This window comes from Corallococcus sp. RDP092CA (genome assembly GCF_041903675.1).
GTDB lineage: Bacteria > Myxococcota > Myxococcia > Myxococcales > Myxococcaceae > Corallococcus.
Genome location: NZ_JAYESI010000005.1, coordinates 190993 through 215967, shown reverse-complemented (window position 1 = coordinate 215967; position 24975 = coordinate 190993). Strand labels below are relative to the sequence as shown.

23 protein-coding genes are annotated in these 24975 nt (G+C 70.6%); 9 read left to right on the top strand and 14 right to left on the bottom strand.

All coding sequences use genetic code 11. The features are described from left to right. Positions 1–22: 22 nt before the first annotated feature. The 4 genes from U8525_RS08420 (at position 23) to U8525_RS08405 (ending at position 6195) form a co-directional block, all read left to right on the top strand. A complete protein-coding gene (locus U8525_RS08420) occupies positions 23–2191 on the top strand; it encodes a site-specific recombinase (protein ID WP_374263509.1) in 2169 nt (722 codons plus the stop codon). Between the two features lie 115 nt (positions 2192–2306). Beyond that, on the top strand, positions 2307–4958 hold the full coding sequence (locus tag U8525_RS08415) for an RND family transporter (protein ID WP_374263507.1): 2652 nt from the start codon (positions 2307–2309) through the stop codon (positions 4956–4958). 100 nt (positions 4959–5058) lie between these two features. After that, a complete protein-coding gene (locus tag U8525_RS08410) occupies positions 5059–5664 on the top strand; it encodes an MXAN_6521/LA_1396 family lipoprotein (protein WP_374263505.1) in 606 nt (201 codons plus the stop codon). Between the two features lie 12 nt (positions 5665–5676). After that, positions 5677–6195, top strand: a complete 519-nt coding sequence (locus U8525_RS08405; RefSeq protein WP_374263503.1) for an MgtC/SapB family protein — start codon at positions 5677–5679, stop codon at positions 6193–6195. A gap of 25 nt (positions 6196–6220) precedes the next feature. On the opposite strand, the gene U8525_RS08400 is transcribed toward U8525_RS08405, so the two are convergent. The 9 genes from U8525_RS08400 to U8525_RS08360 all read right to left on the bottom strand — a co-directional run bounded on the left by U8525_RS08400 (position 6221) and on the right by U8525_RS08360 (position 13702). After that, positions 6221–6562: a hypothetical protein gene (locus U8525_RS08400; RefSeq protein WP_374263501.1), complete on the bottom strand. Its 342-nt coding sequence runs from the start codon at positions 6560–6562 to the stop codon at positions 6221–6223. Positions 6563–6656: 94 nt separating this feature from the next. Next, positions 6657–8465: a phosphoenolpyruvate--protein phosphotransferase gene (ptsP, locus tag U8525_RS08395; RefSeq protein ID WP_374263499.1), complete on the bottom strand. Its 1809-nt coding sequence runs from the start codon at positions 8463–8465 to the stop codon at positions 6657–6659. 42 nt (positions 8466–8507) lie between these two features. Beyond that, positions 8508–8786, bottom strand: coding sequence for an HPr family phosphocarrier protein (locus U8525_RS08390; RefSeq protein WP_374263497.1), 279 nt, complete (start codon positions 8784–8786; stop codon positions 8508–8510). Between the two features lie 33 nt (positions 8787–8819). After that, entirely contained in the window at positions 8820–9635 is an 816-nt protein-coding gene (locus U8525_RS08385; RefSeq protein ID WP_374263496.1) for a PTS system mannose/fructose/sorbose family transporter subunit IID, read from the bottom strand. Continuing rightward, positions 9632–10351: a PTS sugar transporter subunit IIC gene (locus tag U8525_RS08380; protein WP_374263494.1), complete on the bottom strand. Its 720-nt coding sequence runs from the start codon at positions 10349–10351 to the stop codon at positions 9632–9634. The genes U8525_RS08385 and U8525_RS08380 overlap by 4 nt, the downstream gene beginning before the upstream one ends. Before the next feature lie 4 nt (positions 10352–10355). Next, positions 10356–10841 (bottom strand): PTS sugar transporter subunit IIB, encoded by a 486-nt coding sequence (locus U8525_RS08375; protein WP_374263492.1) that lies wholly within the window; start codon positions 10839–10841, stop codon positions 10356–10358. Positions 10842–10874: 33 nt separating this feature from the next. Then, positions 10875–11297 carry a PTS sugar transporter subunit IIA gene (locus U8525_RS08370; protein ID WP_374263490.1) on the bottom strand — a complete coding sequence of 141 codons (423 nt, stop codon included), beginning with the start codon at positions 11295–11297 and terminating at the stop codon, positions 10875–10877. A gap of 419 nt (positions 11298–11716) precedes the next feature. Beyond that, a complete protein-coding gene (locus U8525_RS08365; RefSeq protein ID WP_374263488.1) occupies positions 11717–12637 on the bottom strand; it encodes an NAD+ kinase in 921 nt (306 codons plus the stop codon). Between the two features lie 24 nt (positions 12638–12661). Next, entirely contained in the window at positions 12662–13702 is a 1041-nt protein-coding gene (locus U8525_RS08360) for an SPFH domain-containing protein (RefSeq protein WP_374263486.1), read from the bottom strand. 153 nt (positions 13703–13855) lie between these two features. Here U8525_RS08360 and U8525_RS08355 point away from each other — a divergent pair, with 153 nt between their 5' ends. Then, on the top strand, positions 13856–15226 hold the full coding sequence (locus U8525_RS08355) for a hypothetical protein (protein ID WP_374263484.1): 1371 nt from the start codon (positions 13856–13858) through the stop codon (positions 15224–15226). 8 nt (positions 15227–15234) lie between these two features. Then, a complete protein-coding gene (locus U8525_RS08350; protein ID WP_374263482.1) occupies positions 15235–16056 on the top strand; it encodes a class I SAM-dependent methyltransferase in 822 nt (273 codons plus the stop codon). 13 nt (positions 16057–16069) lie between these two features. On the opposite strand, the gene U8525_RS08345 is transcribed toward U8525_RS08350, so the two are convergent. The 3 genes from U8525_RS08345 to U8525_RS08335 all read right to left on the bottom strand — a co-directional run bounded on the left by U8525_RS08345 (position 16070) and on the right by U8525_RS08335 (position 20034). Further along, complete coding sequence (locus U8525_RS08345) at positions 16070–16489, bottom strand: hypothetical protein (RefSeq protein ID WP_374263480.1); 420 nt, start codon at positions 16487–16489, stop codon at positions 16070–16072. Between the two features lie 734 nt (positions 16490–17223). Continuing rightward, complete coding sequence (locus U8525_RS08340; RefSeq protein ID WP_374263478.1) at positions 17224–18384, bottom strand: IS4 family transposase; 1161 nt, start codon at positions 18382–18384, stop codon at positions 17224–17226. Positions 18385–18894: 510 nt separating this feature from the next. Continuing rightward, the gene (locus U8525_RS08335) at positions 18895–20034 is read right to left on the bottom strand and encodes an ATPase, T2SS/T4P/T4SS family (RefSeq protein WP_374263476.1); all 1140 of its coding nucleotides are present in this window, start codon (positions 20032–20034) and stop codon (positions 18895–18897) included. Positions 20035–20214: 180 nt separating this feature from the next. Between U8525_RS08335 and U8525_RS08330 the strand changes: the two genes are divergently transcribed. Beyond that, a complete protein-coding gene (locus tag U8525_RS08330) occupies positions 20215–21057 on the top strand; it encodes an imm11 family protein (RefSeq protein ID WP_374263474.1) in 843 nt (280 codons plus the stop codon). Between the two features lie 19 nt (positions 21058–21076). On the opposite strand, the gene rapZ is transcribed toward U8525_RS08330, so the two are convergent. Beyond that, complete coding sequence (gene rapZ, locus U8525_RS08325) at positions 21077–21940, bottom strand: RNase adapter RapZ (protein WP_374263472.1); 864 nt, start codon at positions 21938–21940, stop codon at positions 21077–21079. Next, on the bottom strand, positions 21937–22902 hold the full coding sequence (hprK, locus tag U8525_RS08320) for an HPr(Ser) kinase/phosphatase (protein WP_374263470.1): 966 nt from the start codon (positions 22900–22902) through the stop codon (positions 21937–21939). The genes rapZ and hprK overlap by 4 nt, the downstream gene beginning before the upstream one ends. A gap of 9 nt (positions 22903–22911) precedes the next feature. Here hprK and U8525_RS08315 point away from each other — a divergent pair, with 9 nt between their 5' ends. Then, a complete protein-coding gene (locus U8525_RS08315; protein WP_374263468.1) occupies positions 22912–24492 on the top strand; it encodes a hypothetical protein in 1581 nt (526 codons plus the stop codon). 62 nt (positions 24493–24554) lie between these two features. After that, on the top strand, positions 24555–24905 hold the full coding sequence (locus U8525_RS08310; RefSeq protein ID WP_374263466.1) for a histidine triad nucleotide-binding protein: 351 nt from the start codon (positions 24555–24557) through the stop codon (positions 24903–24905). The last annotated feature ends 70 nt before the right edge of the window (positions 24906–24975 follow it).

Below are 24975 nucleotides of genomic sequence, written 5' to 3'. Positions count from 1 at the left end.
CCCTCCTCGGAGCGCCTGGCGAATGACTGTTTCGAGCCCCGCCCCGCAGCTGCTGCTCCGTGGCGCGCCGTCCGACCGCGAGATGGACGCGTTCTGCGTCCAGTACGCCCCCCGGGCCCCGGGACACCCCGCCGTGCGGGACCTGCTCCGGCTGCTGTCGGATGTCCCCAGCGACGGCCTGGAGCAGCGCCTGGCGTGGGTGGAGCGGTGGATGCACTGGATGCGCGACCGCATCCCCGCCCACGGCCTCACGGACGCGGATGACCGGTCGCTGTCCCCCGCGAACTCCCGGCTGGCCCTGCTGGTGCGCGTGCTGGAGGGCGAGGCCGCCCTGCGCGCGTCCGTCACCCGGCTGGTGGCGGGGGTGTTCGCGAACAGCCGGGGGCTGAAGCTCTTCGCCCAGGTGGGCCTGAGCACCGGCAACGGCTTCTTCTCCGAGCTGACGGACCGCTTCGTGCGCGGCGTGCTGCCCGCGCCGCCGGAGCCGGGCAAGCTGTCGCAGCTGCTCCTGCGCCTGTTCCCGGTGCCGGAGGACGCGGAGTGGCTGGGCGCGCTGTCCCCCATGCTGCTGGCGCGGCTGACGGCGCTGGTGGGCGAGCCGCCCCCACCGGAGCCCACCCCGTCCTCGCGGGTGCGCGGGGACCTGATGGACGCGCTGCTCCTCCTGGGCGTGCAGGTGGCGGGGCTGGGGCTGGCCGAGGACGTGCGCGACCGCACCCCGGAGATGCCCTTCCGCGCGTCGCCCTTCCTGCGGCTGCGGCTGGTGTGCGACGCGGTGCTGGCGCGCGACGGGGCCATGGAGGCGCTGTCGGACCTGGCCCGCGTGGTGGAGGACTGCCGCGGCGTGGTGCGCACCGTCACCCAGCACCTGGAGGACTCCGGCGTCAGCGTGGACCTGGTGTACCGGATGGAGCGCATCCGGCGCGGCCTGGACCGGATGGAGGCCATCGCGCGGGTGCTGGGCGCGCCGCGCGGGGAGCCCCGCTGGCGCGAGGCGCTGGCGCTGCTGTCGGACCTGCTGCGGCTCGCGCACGCGGACCGCTCCGTGCGCGCGCTGGTGCGGCGCAACTCGCGGATGCTGGCGCGAAAGATCATCGAGCGCACCGGCAACACCGGCGAGCACTACATCACCTCCACGCAGGCCGAGTTCCACCAGATGGTGCACTCGGCGGCGGGCGGCGGGTTCATCACCGCCTTCGCCGCCGCGCTGAAGTTCGCCCTCTCCGCCCTGCCGCTGGCCCCCTTCTTCGCGGGCCTCTTCGTCGCGCTCAACTACGCGGGCGGCTTCGTGCTGATGCAGCTGCTGGGCTTCACGCTGGCCACCAAGCAGCCCTCCATGACGGCCTCCACGCTGGCGGCCGCGGTGGGCGAGGACTCGGGCCCGGACAGCGGCCCCCGCCGCATGGAGCGCCTGGCGGCGCTGGTGCCGCGCGTCACCCGCTCCCAACTGGCGGCCATCCTGGGCAACCTGGGGTGCGTGCTGCCCGTCGCGGTGGCGCTCGCGCTGGGCTTCCAGGCGCTCACGGGCCACGCGTTCCTGTCCCAGGAGAAGGCCCGCTCCGTCGTGGACACGCTCCACCCCTGGAAGAGCGCCACGCTCCTCTACGCCGCGCTCACGGGCGTGCTGCTCTGGGCGTCCAGCGTGGCCGCGGGCTGGTTCGAGAACTTCATCGTCTACCGCCGCCTGCCGGAGGCGCTGGCCCACCACCGGGTGCTGCGCGCGCTCGTGGGCGAGAAGGGCGCGCGGAAGGTGGCGGACGCGCTCGAGCACCACGCCGCGGGCGTGGGGGGCAGCGTCTCCCTGGGCGTGCTGCTGGCGGTGGCGCCGGGCGTGGGCAGCTTCTTCGGCCTCCACCTGGACGTGCGGCACGTCACCTTCTCCTTCGCCTCCCTGGCCCTCGCCGGCTGCGCGCTGGGCACCTCCGCCGTGATGGAGCCCGGCTTCCTGGCGGCCGTGGCGGGCGTGCTGGTGGTCGGCATCGTCAACTTCAGCGTGTCCTTCGCGCTCGCCCTGGGCGTGGCCCTGCGGGCCCGCGACGTGCCGGTGAGCCAGGGCCTGCGCTTCCTGGGCGCGGTGTTCCTGCGCTTCCTGCGCAGCCCGCTCCCCTTCCTCATCCCGCCCCGGGACGAGCCCGCCACCGGCGAGGCGGAGGTCCCCGTCCTCCCCCTGGCCGGGCCTCCAGGACACTGAAGTCGCGGTTTATTCCCCGTGAGGTGGGAGGCCCTGTCTCGCGCGGTGGTGGGGCGGACAGGCATCCCGGGCTTCGCTTCCGGGCGGGGGCGTTCGGAGATAGGGTCCGGCGCCCATGAGCGGCAATCCCTCGTCCCATCCCCCGCCCCGCCTCGCCCTTGCCTACGCCGAGATGCTGGTCCGGCGCCCCGGCACCGTCATGGCCGTGCTGCTGCTGCTGCTCGGCCTGGCGCTGTGGGGCACGTCGAAGCTGACCATCAACTCGAACCAGCTGGACCTCATCTCCCAGGACCTGCAGGAGGTGAAGGACGTCAAGCGGGTCATCGACATGGTGGGCGGCAGCGGCTTCTTCATGGTCGCGCTGCGCGGCGATGACGAGCCCACCCTCAAGCGCGTCGCGGACGACGTGGCGAAGATGGTGGGCGAGGACAAGGCCAACGCGCGCTCGGTCACCTACAAGATTCCCGTCGAGTTCGTGCAGAACAACATGGTGCTGTTCGTGAAGACGGAGGACCTGGCCGAGGGCAAGCGCCGCATCATGGCGTTCCTCAAGGATCAGATCCGCCGCGCGAACCCCTTCTACATCGAGATCAAGAAGACGGAGCCGGTGAAGCTGGACCTGCAGGACCTGGTCGACAAGTACTCCAGCGTCGGCAACAAGAGCATCGCGGACGACTACTACATCTCCCAGGACCGCAAGCTGCTGCTGCTCCTCATCAAGCCGATGTGGGACACCAACGAGATCGGCAAGACGAAGGAGTACGTGGACAAGCTGCGCAGGGACCTGGAGGCGTACTCCCGGAGCAACGCCGCGGGCGTGCAGCTGGTGGAGGACTACTACAAGATGGGCGACAAGCAGACGGTCGCCTACGGCTTCACGGGCTCCTACAAGACGGCGGTGGACGACTCGTACGCCATCGAGGACTCGCTCCAGCCAGTCACCATCATCGCGCTCATCGCCATCTTCGCCATCACCATCGCGTTCTTCCGCAAGTGGGCGCCCACGCTCATCGTGGTGAGCGGCACGGTGGCGGGCACGCTGTACACGCTGGGCTTCACCTACGCGACGCTGGGTGAGCTCAACATGATCACCTCCATCCTGGGCGGCATCCTGATGGGGTTCGGCATCGACTACGGCATCCACTTCATCTTCCGCACGCGCCTGGAGCTGGGCGCGGGCAAGCGCTACGACGTGGCCATCCGCGACGCGGTCATCAACGCGGGCCGCCCGGCGCTGGTGTCCGCGGTGGTGGTGGCCGGCTCGTTCTACGTGCTGATGGTGAGCGAGTTCAAAGGCTTCTCCCAGTTCGGCTTCCTGGCCGGCACGGGCACGCTGATGCTGGGCTTCACGCTGTTCTCCTGGTGCCCGGCGCTGCTGGCGCTGGCGGGCCGCAGGAACCCGGAGCTGCCGCAGAAGCTCATCGGCGTGATGAAGCCGCCGCCCACCAACAGCGCGTCCGGCAAGGAGCTGCGCATCCCGCGCCCCGGCCTGGTGCTGGCGGTGGGCTGCGTCATCGTGGCGGTGGTGTGCGGCGCGGCCATCCCGTGGAAGAGCGGCGAGCCCCCGGCGGACGCGGGCTTCTTCGCGCGGCTGCCCTACGGCGTGCGCTTCAACTACAACACCCGCGCGCTGATGCCGGCGAACCAGCCGTCCGTGGTGCTCCAGGATGAGATCAACGCGCGCTTCAAGATCGCCAGCGACCCGCTCGCCGTCTACACGAAGGACCTGGCGGAGACGGAGGCCCTCTACAAGGAGCTGACGAGCGACCCGAAGAAGCGCCCCGCCATCTCCCAGGTGATGAGCCTCTTCACCTTCGTGCCGCCGGAGGGCATCGCCCAGGCGAACGCGAAGATCCTGGAGGAGTGGCAGGAGGAGCTGAAGGAGATCGACGTGAAGGCGCTGCCGCCGGAGACGCAGGAGAAGGCGGCCCTGTTCTTCAAGATGCTGGAGGCGCGGCCCTTCGACGTGCACCACGTGCCGGAGATCTACGCCTCGCAGTTCCGCCACCTGCCCAGCACGAAGCCGGAGAACCACGGCTACCTCACGTTCATCTACCCGAGCGTGGACCTGTGGGACGGCAAGCAGATGCTCCAGTTCGCGGACCAGACCAGCTCCATCAAGGCCCTGGTGACGCCGGGCAAGTTCACGGAGGCCGGGCCCACGGGCGCGCCGGTGGAGAAGGAGTTCCGCGCCGCGGGCGCCACGCAGCTGTACGCGTCGCTGGCGCGCATGGTGCTCAAGGACGCGAAGCTCACGGTCATCCTCACCGCGCTGTGGATCCTCGTGATGCACTTCGCGGACTTCCGCAACGCCAAGCTGGCGCTGGCGTCCGTCATTCCGCTGACGGTGGGCCTGGCGATGATGATGGGCTTCATGGCGCTGTTCGACCTGCGCCTGAACTTCATGAACATCATCATCCTGCCCATCCTCCTGGGCTTCGGCGTGAGCCACGGCCTCTACCTCCTGCACCGCTTCCTGGAGGGCACGTCCCCGCTGGTGGCGCTGCGCAGCGTGGGCGCGGCGGTGGCGTCCTCCACGCTGACGGCGGTGGCGGGCTTCGCGGCGCTGCTGGTGGCCAGCCACAACGGCCTGCGCTCCATGGGCCTCGTGGCCTGCATCGGCCTCATCACCACGCTGCTGGTGTCCTTCACGGTGCTGGCGGCGGTGATGCAGCTGATGCACGACAAGCGGCAGAAGGACGCCGGGCGTTCGCCAGAGGGCGGTTCCGCCACGGGCGGCGACACGTCCTCCACACGCGCCGCCTGACAGCGCGGAGGAAGCGCTTAATATCCGCGCCGGACCTCACGGCCCCGCCCTCCCCCACCGGGGAGCGCGGGGCCGTTCACTTCTTCGGGAGCTTCGAGCCATGGGGACGTTCAAGCGGGTGGGCGCGGTGCTGGGCCTGATGGTGCTCACGGGTTGCGCGAGCACGGTGAAGAGCCAGCGGCTGCGCCCCGACTACGCCACGGTGGACCGGCTGCAGGTGAAGCGGCTGGCGGTGGTGACGCAGCCATTCCCGCCGGGGCAGCAGTACGTGGGGGACCTGTGGAGCCTCATCGCCCGGCAGTGGCTGAACCAGAACCGGGACTACCTGGTGAAGGCCAACACGTCCCTCCCCGAGCGCCCCACGGACCCCACCTTCAAGGCCCAGTGCGAGGAGGGCATCGAGGGCGTGCTCTGGCTGGACCCCTCGGTGAAGCGCGTGGGTGACGGCGCGGAGGTGGCGGTGAAGGCGCAGCTCATCCGCTGCCGCGACGGCCAGGAGGTGTGGGCCGCGGAGGCCGGCGGCAGCTGGGACTCCGAGGACAAGAAGTACGTGGAGCGCAAGGACCAGTACGTGACCGCGCTGGGCCAGGACGTGGAGCCCTACGTGGTGCCGTCCTACAAGCTGCTGGTGGCCACGCTGGACACGCTGCCCAATCCCGAACTGAACGACGCGGACAAGGACGAGAAGATCGACCTGGGCGAGTAGCGTCGCGCCCCGGTGGATCCTCAAGTCATCATCGGGCGCCTGGCGCTGGCCGCGCTGCTGGGCGGCGTGCTGGGCGTGGAGCGCGAGGCGCGCAACCAGGCCGCGGGGCTGCGCACGCACATGCTGGTGGCGCTGGGGGCGTGCTGCTTCACGCTCTCCAGCGTCTACACGGAGCACCTCCTGCGGCCCGGCGAGTCCCCGGGCGGCACGCAGACGGACATCAGCCGCGTCGCCAGCCAGATTGTCGTGGGCATCGGCTTCCTGGGCGCGGGCGTCATCCTGCGCCACGGGGGCGTGGTGAAGGGGCTCACCACGGCGGCGAACCTCTGGGTGACGGCGGCCATGGGCCTGGCGTGCGGCCTGGGCCTCTACGTCGCCGCCGGCGCCACCGTGGCCCTGGCCCTGCTGTCGCTGGTGGTGCTGCGCCCCCTCTCCCGGCTGCTGTCGCCCATGCACAGCCGCCACGCCGGCGGCGACGAAAGCAACGAGGACGGGGCCGTCGCGGGTGGCGACGACTCCCGTCCCAGGTGAAGGGCGGCGCGCGAGCGGCGGCCCGCTACTCCATGGGCACCAGCGCGCCCGTCAGGTCGTGCGTGTAGGCCACCGGCCGGTGCGGTGCGTGCGTCGCGTCCTCGCGGTCCTGGCGCGTCTCCTCGTCCAGGTCGAGCGCGCCTTCGGCCAGCACGGCGCCCGGGAGGCTGGCCAGGTCCCGGCGCAGGTAGACGTCATCCCCGTCCAGGTCCGCCACGTCGGAGAAGCGCACCGGGTATTCCCGCTCGAGGATGCGCCCCCTGCCGATGGTGAAGCCGCGCGGGTCCACCGCGACGATGCCGCCGAGCGCCTCGCCGTCCCGGTCCCGCACCGTCATGCCTCGCTGAATGTCCGTTGGCTTGAACACGCTGCCGCCTCCTGCGCTCGTGTCCGGCCAACGTGTGCACTCCGCCGGGAAACGGCGACCCCCTCCCCCCGCATTCGGCCGAGGGGAGCCGGGCCTACACGGGCTCCGGCTCCGGATCCCTCGCCGGCGCCAGCAGCGAGCCCTCCTGGCTGCTGAAGCGCCGGTCCATCTCCGTGCGCACGAAGCGTTCAATCTCCTCCGCGGTGGTCAGCTCCATGGCGCCCTGGAGCATCTCCACGGCCTCGCCGCGGCTCACCCGGCGCATCAGGCGCTTCACCACGGGGATCTGCCCGGACGTCATGGACAGCTCGTCGAAGCCCAGCGCCAGGAGCACCAGGGTGAAGAGCGGGTCGCCCGCCATCTCGCCGCACATGGAGACGGGGATGTTGGCGGACTTCGCCGCGTCCACGATGCTCTGGAGCATGCGCAGCACCGACAGGTGCAGCGGCCGGTAGAGGTACGCCACCTCGCGGTTCTGGCGGTCGATGGCCAGCGAGTACTGGATGAGGTCGTTGGTGCCGACGGAGAAGAAGTCCGCCTCCTGCGCCAGCCGGTCCGCGATGGTCGCCGCGCTGGGCGTCTCCACCATGATGCCCACCGGGAAGCGCTTGCCCACCGGGACGCCCGCGCGTCCCAGCGCCGTGCGGCACGCCTCCAGCTCGCTGCGCGCCTCGCGCAGCTCGCTCACGCCGCAGATGAGCGGGAACATCAGCCGCAGGTTGCCGTGCACGCTGGCGCGCAGGAGGGCGCGCAGCTGGACGCGGAACAGCTCCCGGTTGGACAGGCAGTAGCGGATGGCCCGCAGGCCCATGGCCGGGTTGGGCTCCTTCTCGTGCTTCGTCTTGCCCGGCACCTTGTCGCCGCCCAGGTCCAGCGTGCGGATGGTGACGGGCCGGCCGCCCATGGCCTCCAGCACCTGCTTGTAGGCGCGGTAGTGCTCCTCCTCCGTGGGCGCCGTCTTGCGGTCCAGGAACATGAACTCCGTGCGGTACAGGCCGATGCCCTCCGCGCCGTGCGCCAGCAGCGAGGGGATCTCCTCCAGGAACTCCATGTTGCCGTTGAGCCGGATGCGGAAGCCGTCCGTGCTCACCGCGGGCTGGTCCTTCGTGGCCAGCGCCAGCTGCTCGCTCTCCAGGTAGCGGCGCTGCTCCTCGCGGAAGAGCGTGAGCTGGTCCTCCGTGGGGTTCACCAGCACCATGCCGCGCGTGCCGTCCATGGCCACGAGGTCGCCCGGGGAGATCTGCTCGCTCGCGCGCCCCGCGCCCACCACCGCGGGCGTCTCCCGCGCGCGGGCCACGATGGCGGTGTGGCTGGTCTGGCCGCCCAGGTCCGTGACGAAACCGGCGACCCGCCCGCTGCGCGCCATCATGGCCGCGTCCGCGGGCGGCAGGTCATGTGCGACGACAATGGCCTCCGCGGGCACCTCCACCTCCTCGTCCACCACCTGGCCCATCAGGTTGCGGATGATGCGGTCCGCCACGTAGTCCACGTCCGAGCGGCGCTCGCGGAAGTACTCGTCCGGGATGTTGTCGAAGAGGTGCTTGATCTTCCGGGCCGTGCGGCGCACCGCCCACTCCGCGTTGATGCGGTCCTCCACGATGAGGCGGTTGACCTCGTCCACGAGCATGGGGTCGTGGAGCATCAGCCGGTGCGCCTCCAGGATGAGGGCGTGGTCGCTGCCCTCCGTGCGCGTGATCTGCTCCTTCAGCTCCGCGAGCTGGCGGTCGGACAGGTCGATGGCGGTCTTCATCCGCATCCGCTCGGGCTCCACCTCCGCGTCCGCCAGCCGCAGCTTGGGGGTGCGGATGCGCTTGCGGTCCAGGATGAAGGCGTGGCCCACCGCCACGCCCGGGGAGGCGCCGATGCCCGTCAACCTGAGTGTAGGGGTGGCCTGGCTGGTCACGTTTTTCCTGACCTCATGGGGAGTCTAACGCCCCTTTGACGCTCACTGCGCTTCGCCAAACCGGTCCGCGATGAGCTTTTTCAATTCGGACAGGCAGGTTTCGGCATCCTCGCCCTTGCAGGTGAGGGTCACCTGGGTGCCCTGGGCCGCCGCGAGCATCAGCACGCCCATGATGGACTTGGCGTTGGCGCGCTGCCCGGAGGCCTCGATGGTGACCTCGCTCTTGAAGCGGTTGGCCACCTTGACCATCTGCGCCGCGGCCCGGGCGTGCAGCCCCAGCGCGTTGATGATCTCGAAGGTTCCCTTGGCTTCACTGGCCATCGTGCGACTCCCGCTTCTCTCTTCAGTTCGTACTCACAGAAAGGCGCCCGCCGCGCAGGCCAATCCCGCCGCGACGTAGAGGACCACGTAGGTGGGGACGCGCCGGTTGACGAGCACGTACGCCAGGACGCCCACCGCCAGGCACCCCACCGCCAGGAACGGCGCCCAGGTCCCGCCCGCCGTCGCCCCGAAGCTCACCGCCAGCCACGCGGCCAGGCCGCCCGCGCTCGCCGCCGCCACGCCCCGCAGCCGGGCGCCCTTGGCGGGCAGGTTCACCCGCGCCACGGCCTCCACCAGCCGGTCCCCCAGGCTCAGGCCCAGCCAGTACAGCCGGATGCGCAAGAGCAGGTGCACCAGGTTGTAGAGCACCAGGAAGAGCGCCACCGCCCAGACGCCCAGCAGCGGCACCATCGCCGCGCACAGGCCGCCCACCGCGGGCTTGAGCGACAGCCAGAAGAACCCGTCCCCCAGCGCCGCCAGCGGCCCCATCAGCGCCGCCTTGAAGCCCACCACCCGGTCCGGCGTCTCCTCGCCCCGGGCGATCTTCTGCTCATGGTTCACCACGCCGCCCACGATGGCCGCCGCCACGTAGGGGTGCGTGTTGAAGAACACCAGGTGCCTGCGCACCGCCGCCTCGCGCAGCGGGCCCGGCGGGTACAGCTTCGCCAGCGCCGGGTAGACGGCGTACGCGAGCCCCAGGTTCTGCATGCCCTTGGGGTTCCACGACGCCTGGAGGAAGAGCGAGCGCAGGAACACGCGCAGGAGCGTGCCCCGCGACAGCCGCGCGGGCGGCGCGAAGGCCTGGGCGGCGGCGGGAGCGGCGGGAACGGGCGTGGGCGTGGTGCTCATGGCCGCTGCTCCTGCAGCTGCACCAGCACCACCGCCGCAGTGACGGCCGCCGCGGCGAGGCCCGCGTACAGGGGCGCGCGCTTCGCGTGGCTGGACTGCGCGGCGATGGCCGCCGCCACGGACGCCATGGCCGGGTACGCCCACGCCAGGCCCCGCACCAGCGCGTGCGGCAGCGCCACCATCACCGGCTCCAGGAAGTAGCCCGCCAGCGCGCACGCGCCGGTGAGGGCGCCGTAGGCCACGAAGTGGGGCCACATGCCCCACAGGTTCTGCCGCATGGCGCGCGTGAGGTTGCCGGCCTCCGCGGACGCCAGCGCCACGCGCGCGAGCCGGGCCGAGTAGCCCTCCAGGAGCCGGTCCAGCCGGCGCCCCACCCGCCCCAGCCCGATGAAGAGCAGCACGGCCAGCGACCAGATGGCCGGCGTGGAGCCCGCGCCGGTGGCGGCGGTGAGGGTGGCGGCGGCGGCGGCGGTGCCGGTGGCCGCGAGCGTGTCGTTCTCCGGCAGGGACGCGCCCAGGTTGGCGGTGCCCAGGTAGAACAGCTCCAGCAGCATGCCGACGGACAGGCCCCCGCCCACGTCACCCAGCAGGCCGCCCATGAACGTGGCGGCCACCAGGGGGCGGGACAGCATGGCCTGGAGGAACGCCTTGCGCTCCACGGCCACCAGCCCCCCCCAGAGACACGCGAGCGCCACCTGGGTCCAGCCGACGTTCACCGGCTCACCCGGCCTTCGACCAGCGCTCGGTCAGGTCCGGCAGGTCCACGGCCTTCTCCGCGGGCACGGCGCGCGCCTCCACGCGCACGCCCTGCGCGGACAGCTGCTGGAGCGCCTGCAGCTCGCCTTCCGCCAGGAAGACGGACGGCGACACCTGCCGCCTCCCGGTGCCGAAGTGCACGTTGCCCAGGTTGAGCTGGTCCATGGCCAGCCCGTGCTGGAAGGCGAAGGGCACGGAGGCCACGTCCCTCAAGAGCACCAGGGTGCGCACCCCGTCCCTGGACAGGGCGGCGAAGTCCACCTCGGCCAGGGGGAGGATCTGCACCTCGATGGCGCTCTGCACGGCGAGCGCCATGGCGGCACGGATGAGGGGACTGGAGGCCGCCTCATCATCCGCCACCACCACGCGGGACACCTTGAGGTGGGGGAGCCAGGCCTCGACGACCTGACCGTGGATGAGGCGGTTGTCGACGCGGACCAGGGTGATCACGGCAGTCTCGAATCGCCGACCCGTGCGGGTCCGTCAAGTTCGCGGCTGCTGCTGGGCCTCGCGAAGCAGGGCGGATGCACAGGTGATGTTGCGCTGGCCGTACGACGCCAGCTGGTGGGCCATGTCCGACAGCGCCAGCTGCTCCGAGCGGAGCGAGTTGGCCTTCAGCAGCATGGGCAGGTTGACGCCAGCCAGGACTTCCAGATTCATCCGCTGACACATCATCAGCGATTCCTTGCAGGGGGTCCCTCCGAAGAGGTCGGCCATGATGATGACACCGTCCCCTTCGTCGACGGTCTTCACGGCCTGCTTCATCTTGGCCCGGAGGTCCTCGACAGGAGCCCCCGGCTCGATGTTGCAGGTGGCCACGGCGGGCAGCTTGCCCACAATCTGTTCAGCGGTAGAGACAAGCTCATCCGCGAGACGCCCGTGCGATGCGATGACGAGGCCGACCATGGATCACCCCTGAGCCACTTCCCGGGAGAATTTGCGTCCTACGCCCATCAACGACCGGACGCAACTCCGGTGAAGGTTTCCGCCTGCACCTGGGAACCGCTGCCCCAACCACTTCGCTTCGAAGGTAAGGCGACTGCGCCCACCATGCCTGGAATTTCAGGTCCGGGGAAGGGACAGGGTGTCGTCTGCCGGACGGGGAGCCGGGCGCGGTCTCCCCACGCTCTAGGAGATGCGCCACGCGCCCGCGCGGTGCGTGCCCCGCGGGGCGAGCCCGGCGTCCCCGCTCGGTGGGTAGGGAGCCGGGCGGGCCATGGCACGGACGCGGCGGTATCACCTGGAAAACCCAGGAGGCCCCGCGAGGTCCAAGGGTACTCGGGGCGTACCGGAGTCCAGGGACCTGGCGCATCGGGTGCGGTGTCTCAGTGGACGACCAGGCGGGCCCGCTGCTCCGCCGGCCGGATGCGGGCGGTGGCGCCGGCGCCGAAGGTGAGGAAGTCCTCCTCCATGCCGTCGCTGAAGATGACGCCGCCCTGGGGCATGCGGGACTCGAGCACCAGCTCCTCCTGCGCGGTGACGAAGCCGCCGACGATGCCCGCGCTGGAGTGACGGCTGACGAAGGGCTCGCGCACGACGAAGGCGAGCCGCGCGTCCTCCCAGCCGAGCGTCCAGGGCTTCCCCGGCGTGCCGCCCGTGCAGCGGGTGAGCCCCTGCGCGAGCGCGAACACGGACGACAGCCACCCGCTGGAGCCCGCGCCGGTGGACACGAGCACGCCGCTGGAGGACTGCGACTCCTCCTTCCCGCCGTGGCGGACCTGGTAGCGGGCGGACACGTGGGTGCGCGCGCCGATGAACAGGTCGTTGAAGGCGAGCAGCCGCTGGCCGTCCTGGAGCCGCGCCTCCGCCAGTTGCACCTGCCGCACCTTCGCGCGGCCCTCCAGCGTCCGCAGCACCGCGCCCCGGGCGTCGCGCGGGAGGAAGGGCAGGAGCACGCCGTCGAAGCGCGCGGGGTCCGGGTTGACGCCCACGAGCGGCTGGCTGCCCACGTACTTGGCCACGTTGGCGACGAGGCCGTCCTGGCCCACCGCCACCACGACCTCCTTGCCGGTGAAGAGGAAGGTGGGCACGAGCGAGCGGTCCACCTGCTGCACCGGCAGGCCCACGTCCAGCTGCGCGCGCAGGCCGTCCACCGCGCGGCGGTACGTGTCGTCCTCCGCCTCGAACCCGTTGAAGTCTTGGCCGTTGTGCTCCACGTAGAACTTCGCCTGCTTCTTGGTGTTGAAGCGGACCACCAGGTCCGCCAGCCGCGTCTTGCGCGTGACGAGCACCACCTTCTCGAACATGGCGTGCATCCTTTCCGGGGCCGGTCAGCGGTCGAAGCGGTGGACGTCCGCGCGGCCGGGCTTGGGGGCCGCGGCCGGCGCGGGGTCCGGGCGGGGTCCGGGGTTCGGGCCGGAGGCCGCGGGCAGGAGCGAGCGCAGCAGGTCCGGCGACACGTTGAGCTCGCCGATGCGCTGCGCGTTCTCGCCCATCTCGCGGAAGGCCAGGGCGATGTGGAGCGCCGGGTCGCCGCCGTTGGCGGACGTGGCCAGGAGCGTCTTCCAGTCCACCGCCTTCACCGGCTCCAGCGTCTTCTCCAGCGTGTACGCGCGCGCGTCCGCGGACTGGCGCTCGTTCTGGACCCAGCGCTCCATGAGGGCGGCGCGCTGCTCCTCCACCGCGATGTCCGCGGCCATCTTCGCCTCGCGAATCTGGCGCTGGCGCTCCTCCACCACCAGCTCCGTGGCCAGCTCGCTCTCCTTGATGCGGCGCTCCTGCTCCACGGCCGCGTTGCGGCGGGCGTAGATGGCCTCGTCCGCCTCCCGCTGGAGCGCCTCGCGCGCGGCGGCCTCCAGGGCGCGCGCCATCTCCGGCGTGGGCTGGATGGAGAGCACGGAGAAGGCCATCACGTGCACGCCCAGCGACTTCACGGACTCGGCGTCCGCCAGCGCCGCCAGCACGCGGGACTCCAGGAGGTCGGACTGCACCAGCACCTCGCGCAGGCTCAGCGACTGCACCACCGCGCGGGCGCGCACCTGCGCGGCCTGCACCAGCCGGTCCGCCAGCTTCTCCGGGTCGTCGGAGCGGTGACGGCCCGCCGGGGTGATGGAGTAGTCCAGCAGCCCCGCCAGCCGGCGCGGGTCCTCCACCCGGTAGGTCAGCTGCCCCTGGAGGGTCACCGGCTGAAAGTCTCGGGTGACCTCGTTGAAGGCGAACGGGACGTCCGCGCTGGACAGCGGCACCGCCACCAGCGTCGTCGCGGGCTTCCAGTAGAGGAACGACAGGCCCGCGCCTTCGCGGACCACCGCGCCGTCCCGGTACTGCATCACGTACGTGGTCGGCGTCGACTTCATGTACCCGATGAACATCCGCGCATCCCCCTCGCCTGCTGCGTTGGTTTGTGTGATTGCGACACCATCTTAGTGTAATCAATACACGTTCGCAACAGGAGGGGTGGGAAAGCGGTGTAGGTGGCGTGGATGCCGGTGGACGGGGCGGCCCGGGCGTCCTTGAATCGGGGCATGACGCGCAAGCTCGGGGAGCAGTTGGTCCTGGATGGAGTGCTGACGCCGGAGCTGTTGTCCCGGGCGCTCGCGCGGCAGCAGGAGACGGGGCTGAAGCTGGGCGAGTGCCTGGTGCGGCTGGGCGTGGACGAGACGCCGGTGCTGCGGCTGTTGGCGCAGGAGCTGAAGACGCGCTTCGTGTCCACGGAGAAGCTGGCGCAGGCGAAGGTGGACCCGGCGCTGCTGGAGCGGGTGCCGGTGCGGCTGGCGGAGGGCTTCGACTTCATGCCGCTGCGGCTGGCGCAGGACGCGCTGTACGTGGCCATCTCCGAGCCGCAGCGGCAGCGGGCGCTGGAGGAGATTGCGTGGACGGTGGGCGTGGCGCAGGTGCTGCCGTTCGTGGCGGTGCGCCGGTCCATCCGCGCGGCCATCCGCAAGCACTACTACGCGGACGCGCACGCCTTCGAGCACCCGCCGGAGGACCTGGTGTGTCCGCACTGTGGTGCGTCCTGCAAGCCGGGGGACTTCCAGTGCGCGCGCTGCGAGCTGCTGCTCGTGCGGAGCGTGGACGACCTGCCGCCCCGGGACAACGTGTCGCTGGTGCGCGCGCTGCTCACGAAGCCCGAGCAGACGGGAGCGCGCGGCGTGCCCCGGCCGCCCCAGCAGGAGGCGACGCGGGTCGTGGCGTTCCAGGCGCAGGCCACGGCGAAGAAGGGGCCGCCGGTGCGGCCTGTCATCGTGGCGGGGCTGGACCTGGTGAACCAGCCGCTGAGCCCGTTCGAGGCGTACGTGCTGTCGTTCGTGGACGGGCGCACGGCGCTGTCAGACATGGCGCTCATCACCCAGGTGACGGAGCTGGAGCTGCGCGCGGTGTTCGAGTCGCTGTCCGAGCGCGGCGTGACGAAGCTGGTGGGCACGCTGGCGTCGGCGGATGCCTCGTTCTCCGGGGATGGCACGCCCGTGTTCGGGCAGAAGCCGAAGGCGGCGGCTCCGGCGGGAGCACGGCCTCCGCCGGCGCCGTCCGTGACGTTGGGGGCGGCGCTGACGGCGAAGCCTCCCACGGTGCCGCCGGCGTCACCGCCGAAGGGGGAGGACACGCGGGAGGAGGTGCTCCAGCGCGTCGTGCGGCTGGAGCAGGCCGGGAAGCTGGCGGAGGCGCTGGACCTGCTGGAGCGCAGCATCGGGCTCCTGCCGAAGCCCGCGCCGCTCTACAACCGCATGGGGATGATCCTCCTGAACCACCAGCGCGACTACGAGCGCGCCAGTGCCTTCTTCCAGAAGGCCTCCGACCTGGAGCCGGAGAACAGCGTCTACACGATGAACCTGTACTCCGTGCTGGCCCTCACCGCCGAGGCCACGAACGCGGGACAGAAGAAGCCCCGGCGCTGAAGGTGCCCATGCCCTCTCCATCCGAGTCCTACCTGCTCGACTTCCATGCACGCCTCGCGGGGGTGACTTCGCGGTGGTTCGCGCATGCGCCCGTGCAAGCGGAGGAAGCGGCTCCTTCGAGCTATGCGCTGCTGGAGGCCGTCGTGCCTCGCGATGCACGGCCCCTGACAGTGCTCGACCTGGCGTGTGGGGATGGATACCTGCTGGAGCTGATTGCGCGACGGGAGCAATCGGAGCTGTCGCTCGTCGGGCTCGACATGAGCGCTCATGAGCTTGAGGCGGCGCGGGCCCGATTGAACGGGACGGCGACGTTGCTTCAGGGACGGGCGCAGTCGCTTCCGCTCGGGGATGCCAGCGTCGACGTGGTGCTGAGCCACCTGGCGCTCATGCTGATGGACGACGTGGAGACCGTGCTCGCGGAGCTGCGGCGTGTGCTGAAGCCGGGCGGGCGGGTATCCATCGTCGTGGGGGGAGACCCGGTGCCGGGGAACGCGCTGGAGGTGTTCGCCGGGCTCATGAAGAGCGCGGTGGCGGTTCCTCCCATGCGGCTGGGCGACCCGCGGGTCCGCTCCGTCAACGGGTTGCAGGAACTCTTCGCCGAGGGCTTCGCGGACGTCACGGTGCGGTCCCTCTCCGTGCAGGGGGATGCGTCGCCCGGTGAGGTCTGGGAGTCACTGCTCACGACGTACGACGCGGACCGCCTGTCCCCAGCGGCGCAGGCGTCTCTTCAAGCCGCGTTCCTCCAGGCCGTGGAGCCGCTGCGGCGCTCGGATGGCAGCGTTCCGTTGCGCTGGGGCATGCGGCAGCTGACTGGGACACGTCATCCCTGATCCGCTCCAGCTGTCAGGTGTTTCCCGGCAACGACCGCCGACAGACGAACCCCTCCTGGATTGGAGTACAGGCCGTTGCTTCGAGTTCGTCGAAGACGTGCCGCAAGGTTGACGTCAGCTTGACCCCGAAGACCTCGATTTCGGACCACGGGGGGTCATGTGCGAACGCACCATGGTGCTCGTCCACAGCACCGGCGATCCTCGCGCACATCGCCTCTGGAGACTCTCCCTCGAGAGCGGCGAATGACGTGACGCCTCCCGCGAGAGGATCGACCGCCGCTTCCATCAGGCCACTCTTCCAGACGCCGTGGATGACTGGGGTGTTTGCGCGCGATTCAACGACCCATACGTGAAAGACGCGAGCCAAGTCGGCTACCCGGGATCCAAAGTCCCGCGCGACCACGATTCCCACCTTGGATGCCAGTATTGGCATGGTGCGGTTTCCTATCGAGGCAACCCACCCGGACGCGGGGGCGTCCGCCCCCGCGCCGAGTTCCTGCGTGTTCAGACCGACAGCCTTCGAAGTTGCTGGAGCAAGTCCCGGAGCACATTTCCCTCCCAGCCTCCTCCGGCCTCGAGCTGCTCCAGAAGGCGCTCAAGGTCTACGAGCCCACGCCATCCACGGACGTGCGAACGGTGAAGGTGCATGTAGTTAAAACGATAAGCTGGCGAAGCCGCATCATCGGTGAGCCGTGGCACCATCAAATAGTCGTCTGGGTCCAGGATCTCATTCCCACATACGGCGCACTTCCGCCGTCCTGGCCCAGTCTTGCGGCTGAGCTCTTCAAGGGCAGCCTCCACTCGCGCTCGCAGTGGATGCGCCTCAAAACACATCCGGTGCATTGAAGCATCATTGAACGGAAGGAGCACGTCAGCCTCATTCCAGACAAAGGCAGGCAACTGCACCACGGCGTCCTCCGACCCCATGATCTTGCCACAAACAGAACAGGGAGTTGCACCTTGAACCAAGACACTCATCACGGCCTTATCTTGGTGGCCTGACCACCATGGTAGACAGCTTGTTGTGACTGCCCGAGCCTCCGCAGCGCCTCGAAGTCCGCTGCGCTAGGGGGGGCCGAAGTTGGATGCGTATGCCCGAAAATGCGAGTCACCTGGCCTGGAGCAAAGGTAATCCCCCCTGGACCCTGAAGCATCCCCTCATCCGACTCAGATAAGTCCGAAGGCTTCTCGGAAGACGGCGTGCTCGCGAACGAGTTGTGCGAATCGCTCCACCAACGGGCGAAGTCGTTCATCGCTCATTCGCGGCATGGCCATGAAATAGTAGGTACCCTGGGTGAAAAGCGAGTGCGTCCGCCGCTTCACCGTATTCACTCTCAAATGCTTGTCGTACCCCAGCGCCTCGCCCGCTGCGCCCAGCAGCGTCAGAAGGACTTGGGCCAGGGCGCTGATGAGCAGCAACCTGTCCCTACGCTCCGGCGTCTTCACACGCACCTGCTTCAATCCCATGCCGAACTTGAGGTCCTTCACGTCCCGGAATGTCTCCTCGATGGTGAATCTCCGGGCGTAGACGTCCAGCACCTCCTGGGCAGTGGCGTCCGTGAAGCTGGTGGCCAGGCACCAGGAGTCCTTCATTCCCTTGCGTTTCACACACACCACCGCCCCCACCGGCACCATTGCCGCGGTGACGCGTGCGCCCCGGAGCACCTTTGCGCGCCCGCCTTCGGGCACCCACTCGGCCGCGCACTTCGTCTCCGCCTCCTCGGACGTGACGAGCACGTCCGCACGGGAGCGCACCACGTACTCGAAGCCGAGTTGCCCCAACAGCGCGTAGAACTTCACGTCCGCGAAGCCCCGGTCCGCCACCACCGTCACCTTCACCTGCGAGGCAATCACCTCGCGCAGTCGCTGAAGCGTCTGGTCTTCCACCAGTTGCCGATTGCCCCCGGAAGCGGACTTCACCAGCGTCGTCCACAAGAGGGGGGTGGCCCGGCCATGGCCGGTGATGAGGCTCGCCACGAGCGTCTCCTGGTCGTCCTGCTCAAAGTCCGTCCAGTCCAGCGCGATGACGGCCTCGGTCCGCTCCGCCAGCACGAAGGGCACCCAGGCCGCGAAGAGCTTCCAGACGTCGAAGCCCCCATTGGACAGCAACCGGTCCACTTGCTTCACCGCGTGCTTGGACGTGACGTCCTCTCCTCTCGCCCACGCCATGGCCTTGCCAATGGCCGCCACGGACAGGCTCGCCGCCTGCAACGCCCCCAGCGTCGCGTGCGACAGGGACAGGATTCGTTTGACGTGCAGGTCGTCCTCGAACACCTCCGTCAGAAACGCCCGCACCTGCTCTTCGTCAATGGCCACCTTGCGCGTCATGGTGGCCTCCTCTTGGCGCGGGTGCCAGCACCTTCGCACGCTGCGGCCAAGCAAGCGTGTGCTGATCAACTCGCTAAATGAGGGGACCCTTCAGGCGGGACCCGGGTCCGCCGCGCGGGACGCCGCAGGTGGCAGGAGTCCCAGGACCCTCCCTTCCGAGTCAGACCTGATTGGCTTCCACGCGCACCTCGCAGAGGTGACTTCGCGGTGGTTCACGGCTGAACCACCGGGCGCTCATTTGATAAGTCTCCTCCGTTGATGGACCGCGCGCTCTTCAGCGAAGACATCGCGGACGTCAATGGTGCGGTCCCGCTCCATGCAGGGGGACGCGTCGCCTGGTGAGGACTGGGAGTGACTGCTCACGACGTACGACGCAGGCCGTCTGCCTCCAGCGGCGCAGGCGACACTCAGGCCGCGATCCTCCAGGCCGTGGAGCCGCTGCGGCATACGGACGGCAGCGTTCCGTTGCGCTGGGACATGCGGCAACTGACGGCGACCCGCCGGCCCTGATCAGCTTCCCGGCGTCCAAGGGACGATGTGCAGTGTCTTGCCATCCTCCGTGGGCTTCGTCTGATGGAGCGTCATCGCCAGTGCGCCCGCCGCGTCGCGCGTGTGGTGCACGATGAGCGCATGGACGGGCAAGCCCGGCATGGCCTCCGTCAGCCACGCGTAGCCCTCTTCAGGCGTCTTCGCTTCCAGGACGGCGGCCGCCGCGTGGCCCGTGAACGCGGCGTTGCAGAGCATCTGCATGTCCTCCAGCGTGCGCACCTCATCCGCGAAGACGAGGTCCGGGTCCTGCCGCAGGAACGACCGCAGCGCCTGCACCAGCTTCAGCTCCCCGCCCACCTTCACGACGCCGATGGCGCCTCCCGGTCCGCCCTTCGGCTCCTCCACCGCCGCCAGCGCGTGCACGTTGTCGGGCAGCGCATCCATCACGGCTCGCAGGGTCGTGCTGCGGCCCGTGCCGGAGGCTCCCGTGAGCAGGACCACCTGGCCGTTGAACAGCGACTTGTCCAAACGGTTGAAATGCCCCTTCAGGAACGCCGCCGCCTCGGCGGACAGCGGGAGGCTGGTAATGCTCGGATAGGCCTGGCGCGTCTCCCGGTCCCTCGCCACCACCGTGGTCCAGGTGCCCAGGGCGTCCTCGCGGAAGGACACGCGGAACTCGATGTCCGGATCCGCTGCTCCCGCCGGGAAGGACACACTGCCGCGGTCCGGCATCACCGGATCCGCGCCCCGCTTCGCGTACGCCGTCAGCGCCTTGCCCAGCGGGCGGTACAGCGCATACGCCATGGGCTGACGCACCGGGATCCGCTCCGCGCCCAGCAGGCCCACCGTGCCCGGCGTGTCCCTCGCGATGAAGAACAGCGTGATGCCCGCGTTGATGATCCGCTCCCCCGCCCCTCCGTCCCCACCCTCCCCGTCTTCGTCTGCGGCGCTGTCCGTGTCGTCCGCCGCCCAGACGGAGAACATCGCCGCGCCCGTGCTCCCCGCGACGTCGAAGAGGGCCGCCGCCAACGCCTCGGGCGTCTTTGGCGTGGCGAGCGTTCCAGCCGGGGCCCTGCCCGCCTCCCCCAGCTTCTGGAGCAGGCCGGCGAACACGGCTTCGGGCGTGGCGGGGGCTTCGGCTTTCGGGCTCGGGGTCGTCATGGGCGCGGACCATGGCATGCCCCCTCACGGCCCAGCCACGCCGGAAGCAGGGCCACCAGCGCGTCCGGGCCAGGAATGACCCGGCCCGAAACGCCGATGGCTGCCGGCCTGCCTTGAGGACGGGCGAGGAAGCTCACAGGAGGGGCTCCCCTCCAGCAGGCGCTTGGGTAACATCGCTTGATGTTCAGGCGTCTCACCAACGCGCTGCGACGGCTGTGGCTCCGGCCCGCCAAGAGCAGCCCCCCGGACCGGCAGAGCCTGCCCGGCGGTACCGAACCCACCGCCGCCGCGCCCCGGCGCTCGCGCGCGTCGGTCGCGGAGGAGGCCTCGCCTCCCGTCCGCACCAGCCGCCCCCGCCGCCCGGCCGCGCGCATCGTCGCGCATGGCACCGCTCCGCACACCAGCAGCCGCAAGTCCCGCCGCACCAGCGCCGCCACGGCCACCCGCTTCTACGACCTGCACGACGACTTCCGCGCCCCCGGCCGCTGGGAGCCCGGCGACCCGCTGGACCTGGAGGACAAGGAGGTGGGCGACGTATGGATGTTCACCGCCGGGCGCCCCGTGGATCCCCCCGGCCCGCTCCACATCCCCAATGAGCTGAAGCTCACCCCGCTGGACTTCAGCCTCGCCGGCGCCGGCCTCACCCCCGTGGTGCACCCGCGCGTCGCCGCCGTGTTCGCGCGCCTGGCCCCCGAGGACGTGCAGCTCATCCCCGTGGACATCGAGGGCCAGCCGGAGCCGTACTTCCTCCTCGTCGCCACGCGCCTCATCCGCTGCGTGGACGAGGCCGCCTGCCTGGAGGTCCACCGCTACGGCCCCGGCGACGGCCTCCCCGCGCGCGTGGGCCAGTACCGCTCCGTCCGGGGCCTGCGCATCGACCCGGCCCAGGTGGGCCGCGCCCGCGTGTTCCGCCCCTGGGGCTGGCCCGTCACCCTCGTCGTCTCCGAGGTCGTGAAGGAAGCCCTGGAGAAGGAGGGCGTCACCGGCGCGCGCTTCACGCCCGTCACGGAGACCCGGCACTGACCGGGCTCCGGAGGCCGCGCTACTCCTTCTCGATGTCGCGGTCCCACAGCTGCACGCGGCCGTAGTCCGCGGACAGCCGGCGCACCATCTCCGCCGCCAGCGCCACCGAGCGGTGCTTGCCGCCCGTGCACCCCAGCGCCACCGTGAGGTACGCCTTGCCCTCCTTCTGGTAGCGCGGGAACAGGAAGCGGCAGAGGTCCACGACCTTGTCCAGGAACGCCTGCGTCTCCTCGCGCTCCAGCACGTACCCGGACACCTTCGGGTTCTTGCCCGTGAGCCCCTTGAGCTCCGGCACGAAGTACGGGTTCGGCAGGAAGCGCACGTCGAACACCAGGTCCGCCTGCGGCGGCACGCCGTACCGGTAGCCGAAGGACATGATGGACAGGCTGGGCCCCGTCGTGGGCTCCGGGCTGAAGCGCCCCTGCACCATGCGCTTCAGGTCGTGCACGTTGAGCGCCGACGAGTCGATGACCTGATCCGCCAGCTCCCGCAGGTCCCTCAGCGCCTCGCGCTCCGCGTGGATGCCCTCCGCCACCGTGCCGTCCGGGGCCAGCGGGTGGCGGCGGCGCGTCTCGCTGAAGCGGCGCATCAGGCTGTCGTCGCTGGCGTCCAGGAAGAGCACGTCCACCTGGTGGCCCGCGCGGCGCACCTCGTCGAGCACCCGGGGCGCGTCCTTGAGGAAGACGCCCTCGCGCGCGTCCACCACCAGCGCCATGCGCTCGATGTTGCCGCCCCCCGCCAGCTCCGTCAGCTTGGGCAGGAGGAGCACCGGCAGGTTGTCGATGCAGAAGAAGCCGGCGTCCTCCAGCGCCCGGATGGCGGTGGACTTTCCGGAACCTGACATGCCGGTGATGACGATGATCTGCTTCGCGGGGGCGGTCACTCGACCTCTTCTCCCAAGGTGCGGCGCATCGCCCCCTGGGCGATGGCTCGATTGAGTCGCTCGGCGAACTCTCGCGCCGAGTGGTGGCCCTGAAGCTTCAACAGCTGGTTGCGAGCGGCCACCTCCACGATGGTGGCCATGTTGCGTCCAGGACGCACTGGGACGACGGACAGGGGGATGTCCACGCCGACAATCTGCAGGTGCTTGTCCTCCACGCCCAGGCGGTCGTACTCCTGGTGCGGATCCCATTCCTGCAACTCAATCACAAGCTCAATCTTCTTCTGTTCCCGGACGGCGGACACTCCGAAGAGGTCCTTGATGTTGATGATGCCCAGTCCGCGAATCTCCATGTGGTGCTTGATGACCGGATTGCCCGCGCCGTAGACGGCCCCCTTGCGCCGGGTGACGTCCACGATGTCGTCCGCCACCAGCCGCTGGCCCCGCATCACCAGGTCCAGGGCGATCTCGCTCTTGCCGATGCCGCTCTTGCCCAACAGCAGGATGCCCACGCCGAAGACGTCCATCAGCACGCCGTGCAGGCTGCTGGACTCCGTGAGCGCGTCCTCCAGGAAGTTCTGCACCCGCTGGATGAACTCGCTGGAGAGCAGCGGCGTCTTCATCAGCGCCAGGCCCGCCGCCTCGCAGGCGTCCACCAGCGCGCGCGGCACGTCCAGCGCCTTGGTGACCACCACGCACGCCAGGTCCTCCTCGCTGAAGAGCTTGGCCAGGGACGAGCGCTGCGCGTCCTCCGCCAGCGTGGCCAGGTAGGAGATCTCCGTGTTGCCGAAGACCTGGACGCGGCGGGGATGCAGGTGCTCCGTGAAGCCCGCCAGCGCCAGGCCCGGCTTCTGGATGCGCGAGGAGTCCACCGTGCGCGTCAGCCCCTGGGAGCCCGCAATCAGGGTCAGCAGCAGGTCGTGCCCGTGGTCCTCGAGGAACTGGGAGATGCGAATGGATTTCATCGTCGGGACGTGGATATCACCCACCGGCCTCCGGAGGTGAACCGCACCGTGTCCGCCGCTCCCCCCGCCTCCCCTACAGCCGCCGCCGAGCCCCGGTCCGGAGCGCGGGTCGGAGCTCCCACGGACGCGCCCCCCGGGGCTGGCACCGAAGCCCCCTTCGAGCGCCGGCTGGGCCTCCTCCTCCTGGGGGCCTCGCTCGTCCTGGGCGCGGCCTTCCGCCTGCACCGGGCTCTGAGCGACGACGGCATCTACTGGCCGGACGAGGTCTACCAGAGCCTGGAGCCGGCCCACCGCCTGGTCTACGGCTACGGCCTCGTGGCCTGGGAGTTCGTCGAGGGCGCCCGGAACTGGGCGCTGCCAGGGCTGGTGGCGGGGGTGCTGGGGCTGGGCCGGCTCGTGGGGCTGACGGACCCGGCGGGCTACCTGGCGTGGGTGAAGGGCTTCTTCGCGCTGGTGGGCACGGCCACGGCGTGGGCCACGTGGCGGCTCGCCCGCGCGGCCGGGGCCTCCACGCTGGCGGCGTCCGGCGGGGCCGCCCTGTTCGCCCTGGCGTCGGTGCCGCTGTACTTCGCGCCCCGGGCCATGAGCGAGAACGCCTCCGCGCTGCCGGTGGTGCTGGGCCTGGCCCTGGCGCTGCCGAGGGCCGCGTCCCGGCGGGCCCTGGTGGCCGGGGCGTCGCTCCTGGGGCTGGCGGTGCTCCTGCGGCTCCAGAACGGCGTCTTCTGCGCCGGCCTGGTGGCCGTGCTCCTCTGCCGGCGCCAGTGGCGTCAGGCGGGGGTGGCGCTGGCGGTGCTGTCCGGGTGGGCGCTGGCCTTTGGCCTGCTGGACGCGCTCACCTGGGGGCGGTGGTTCCACTCGGCCATCGTCTACCTGGACTTCAACGTGCTCCAGGGCAAGGCGGCCCAGTGGGGCACCGAGCCCTTCGGCTACTACCCGCGCGTCCTGCGCACGGCCATGCCCGCGCTGACCCTCGTCACGGCCGCGCTGGCCCTCGTGGCCGTGCCCCGGGCGTGGGCGCTGGCCTCCCTGGCGGCGGCGTTCTTCGTCCTGCACGCGCTCCAGCCTCACAAGGAGCTGCGCTTCCTGGTGCCGGTGCTGCCCCTGTTCGCGGCGCTCGCGGGCGTGGGGCTGGACTCGGCCTCGCGGCTGCTGCGCGGCGCACCGGCGCGGGCCACCGCCACGGTGGCGGTGGCGGCGGGGGCGCTCCTGTCCGCCGCGGGCGCGGGGGCGCTCACCTTCGGACAGCTGGGCCAGTACGAGCGCGTGCGCCCCAGGGACAGCGCCTGGGACGACCAGGGCCCCGTCAACCGGCTGCTGGAGGTGGCGGGCCGGCGCGACGACGTGTGCGGCCTCAAGGTGGAGGCGGTGCACCTGGCGTGGGCGGGGGGCTACAGCTACTTCCACCGGAAGGTGCCGCTGTATCCCCACACCGGCCCCGGGCGGGAGTCCCGCCGCTTCAGCCACGTCATCACCCGGGTGGGCTTCGAGGGGGCGGGCACGCGGGTGGCCCGGGACGGCCCGGTGGCGCTGGTGAAGCTGCCCGTGGCGGGCTGCGCACCGGACCCCGGCTACTCGTGGCGACTGCCTTGAGCGGGACACTCCGGGCCGGGAAGCCCCTTCCGGGCCCTCTGGCGGGTTGGTAAGCCACGGCCATGCCCGAATCCGACTGCCTCTTCTGCAAGATTCGCGATGGCCTCATCCCGGCGAAGGTCGTCTACCAGGACGACGACTGCCTGGCCTTCGAGGACATCAACCCCCAGGCCCCCACCCACGTGCTGTTCATCCCGCGCAAGCACATCGCCACGATGAACGACATCGCGGCGGAGGACCGGGCGCTGGTGGGCAGCCTCTACAGGGCCGCGGCGAAGGTCGCGAGCGAGCGGGGCCACGCGAACAAGGGCTACCGGGTGGTGATGAACACCCAGCGCGACGCGGGCCAGACCGTGTTCCACATCCACCTGCACCTGCTCGCGGGCCGTCAGCTCCACTGGCCGCCGGGCTAGCCGGCTCCTGCTGCCCGCCCCCTCCACAAGACACGCACGCCGGGGCGGCGGGTGATAGCGTTCCCGGGCG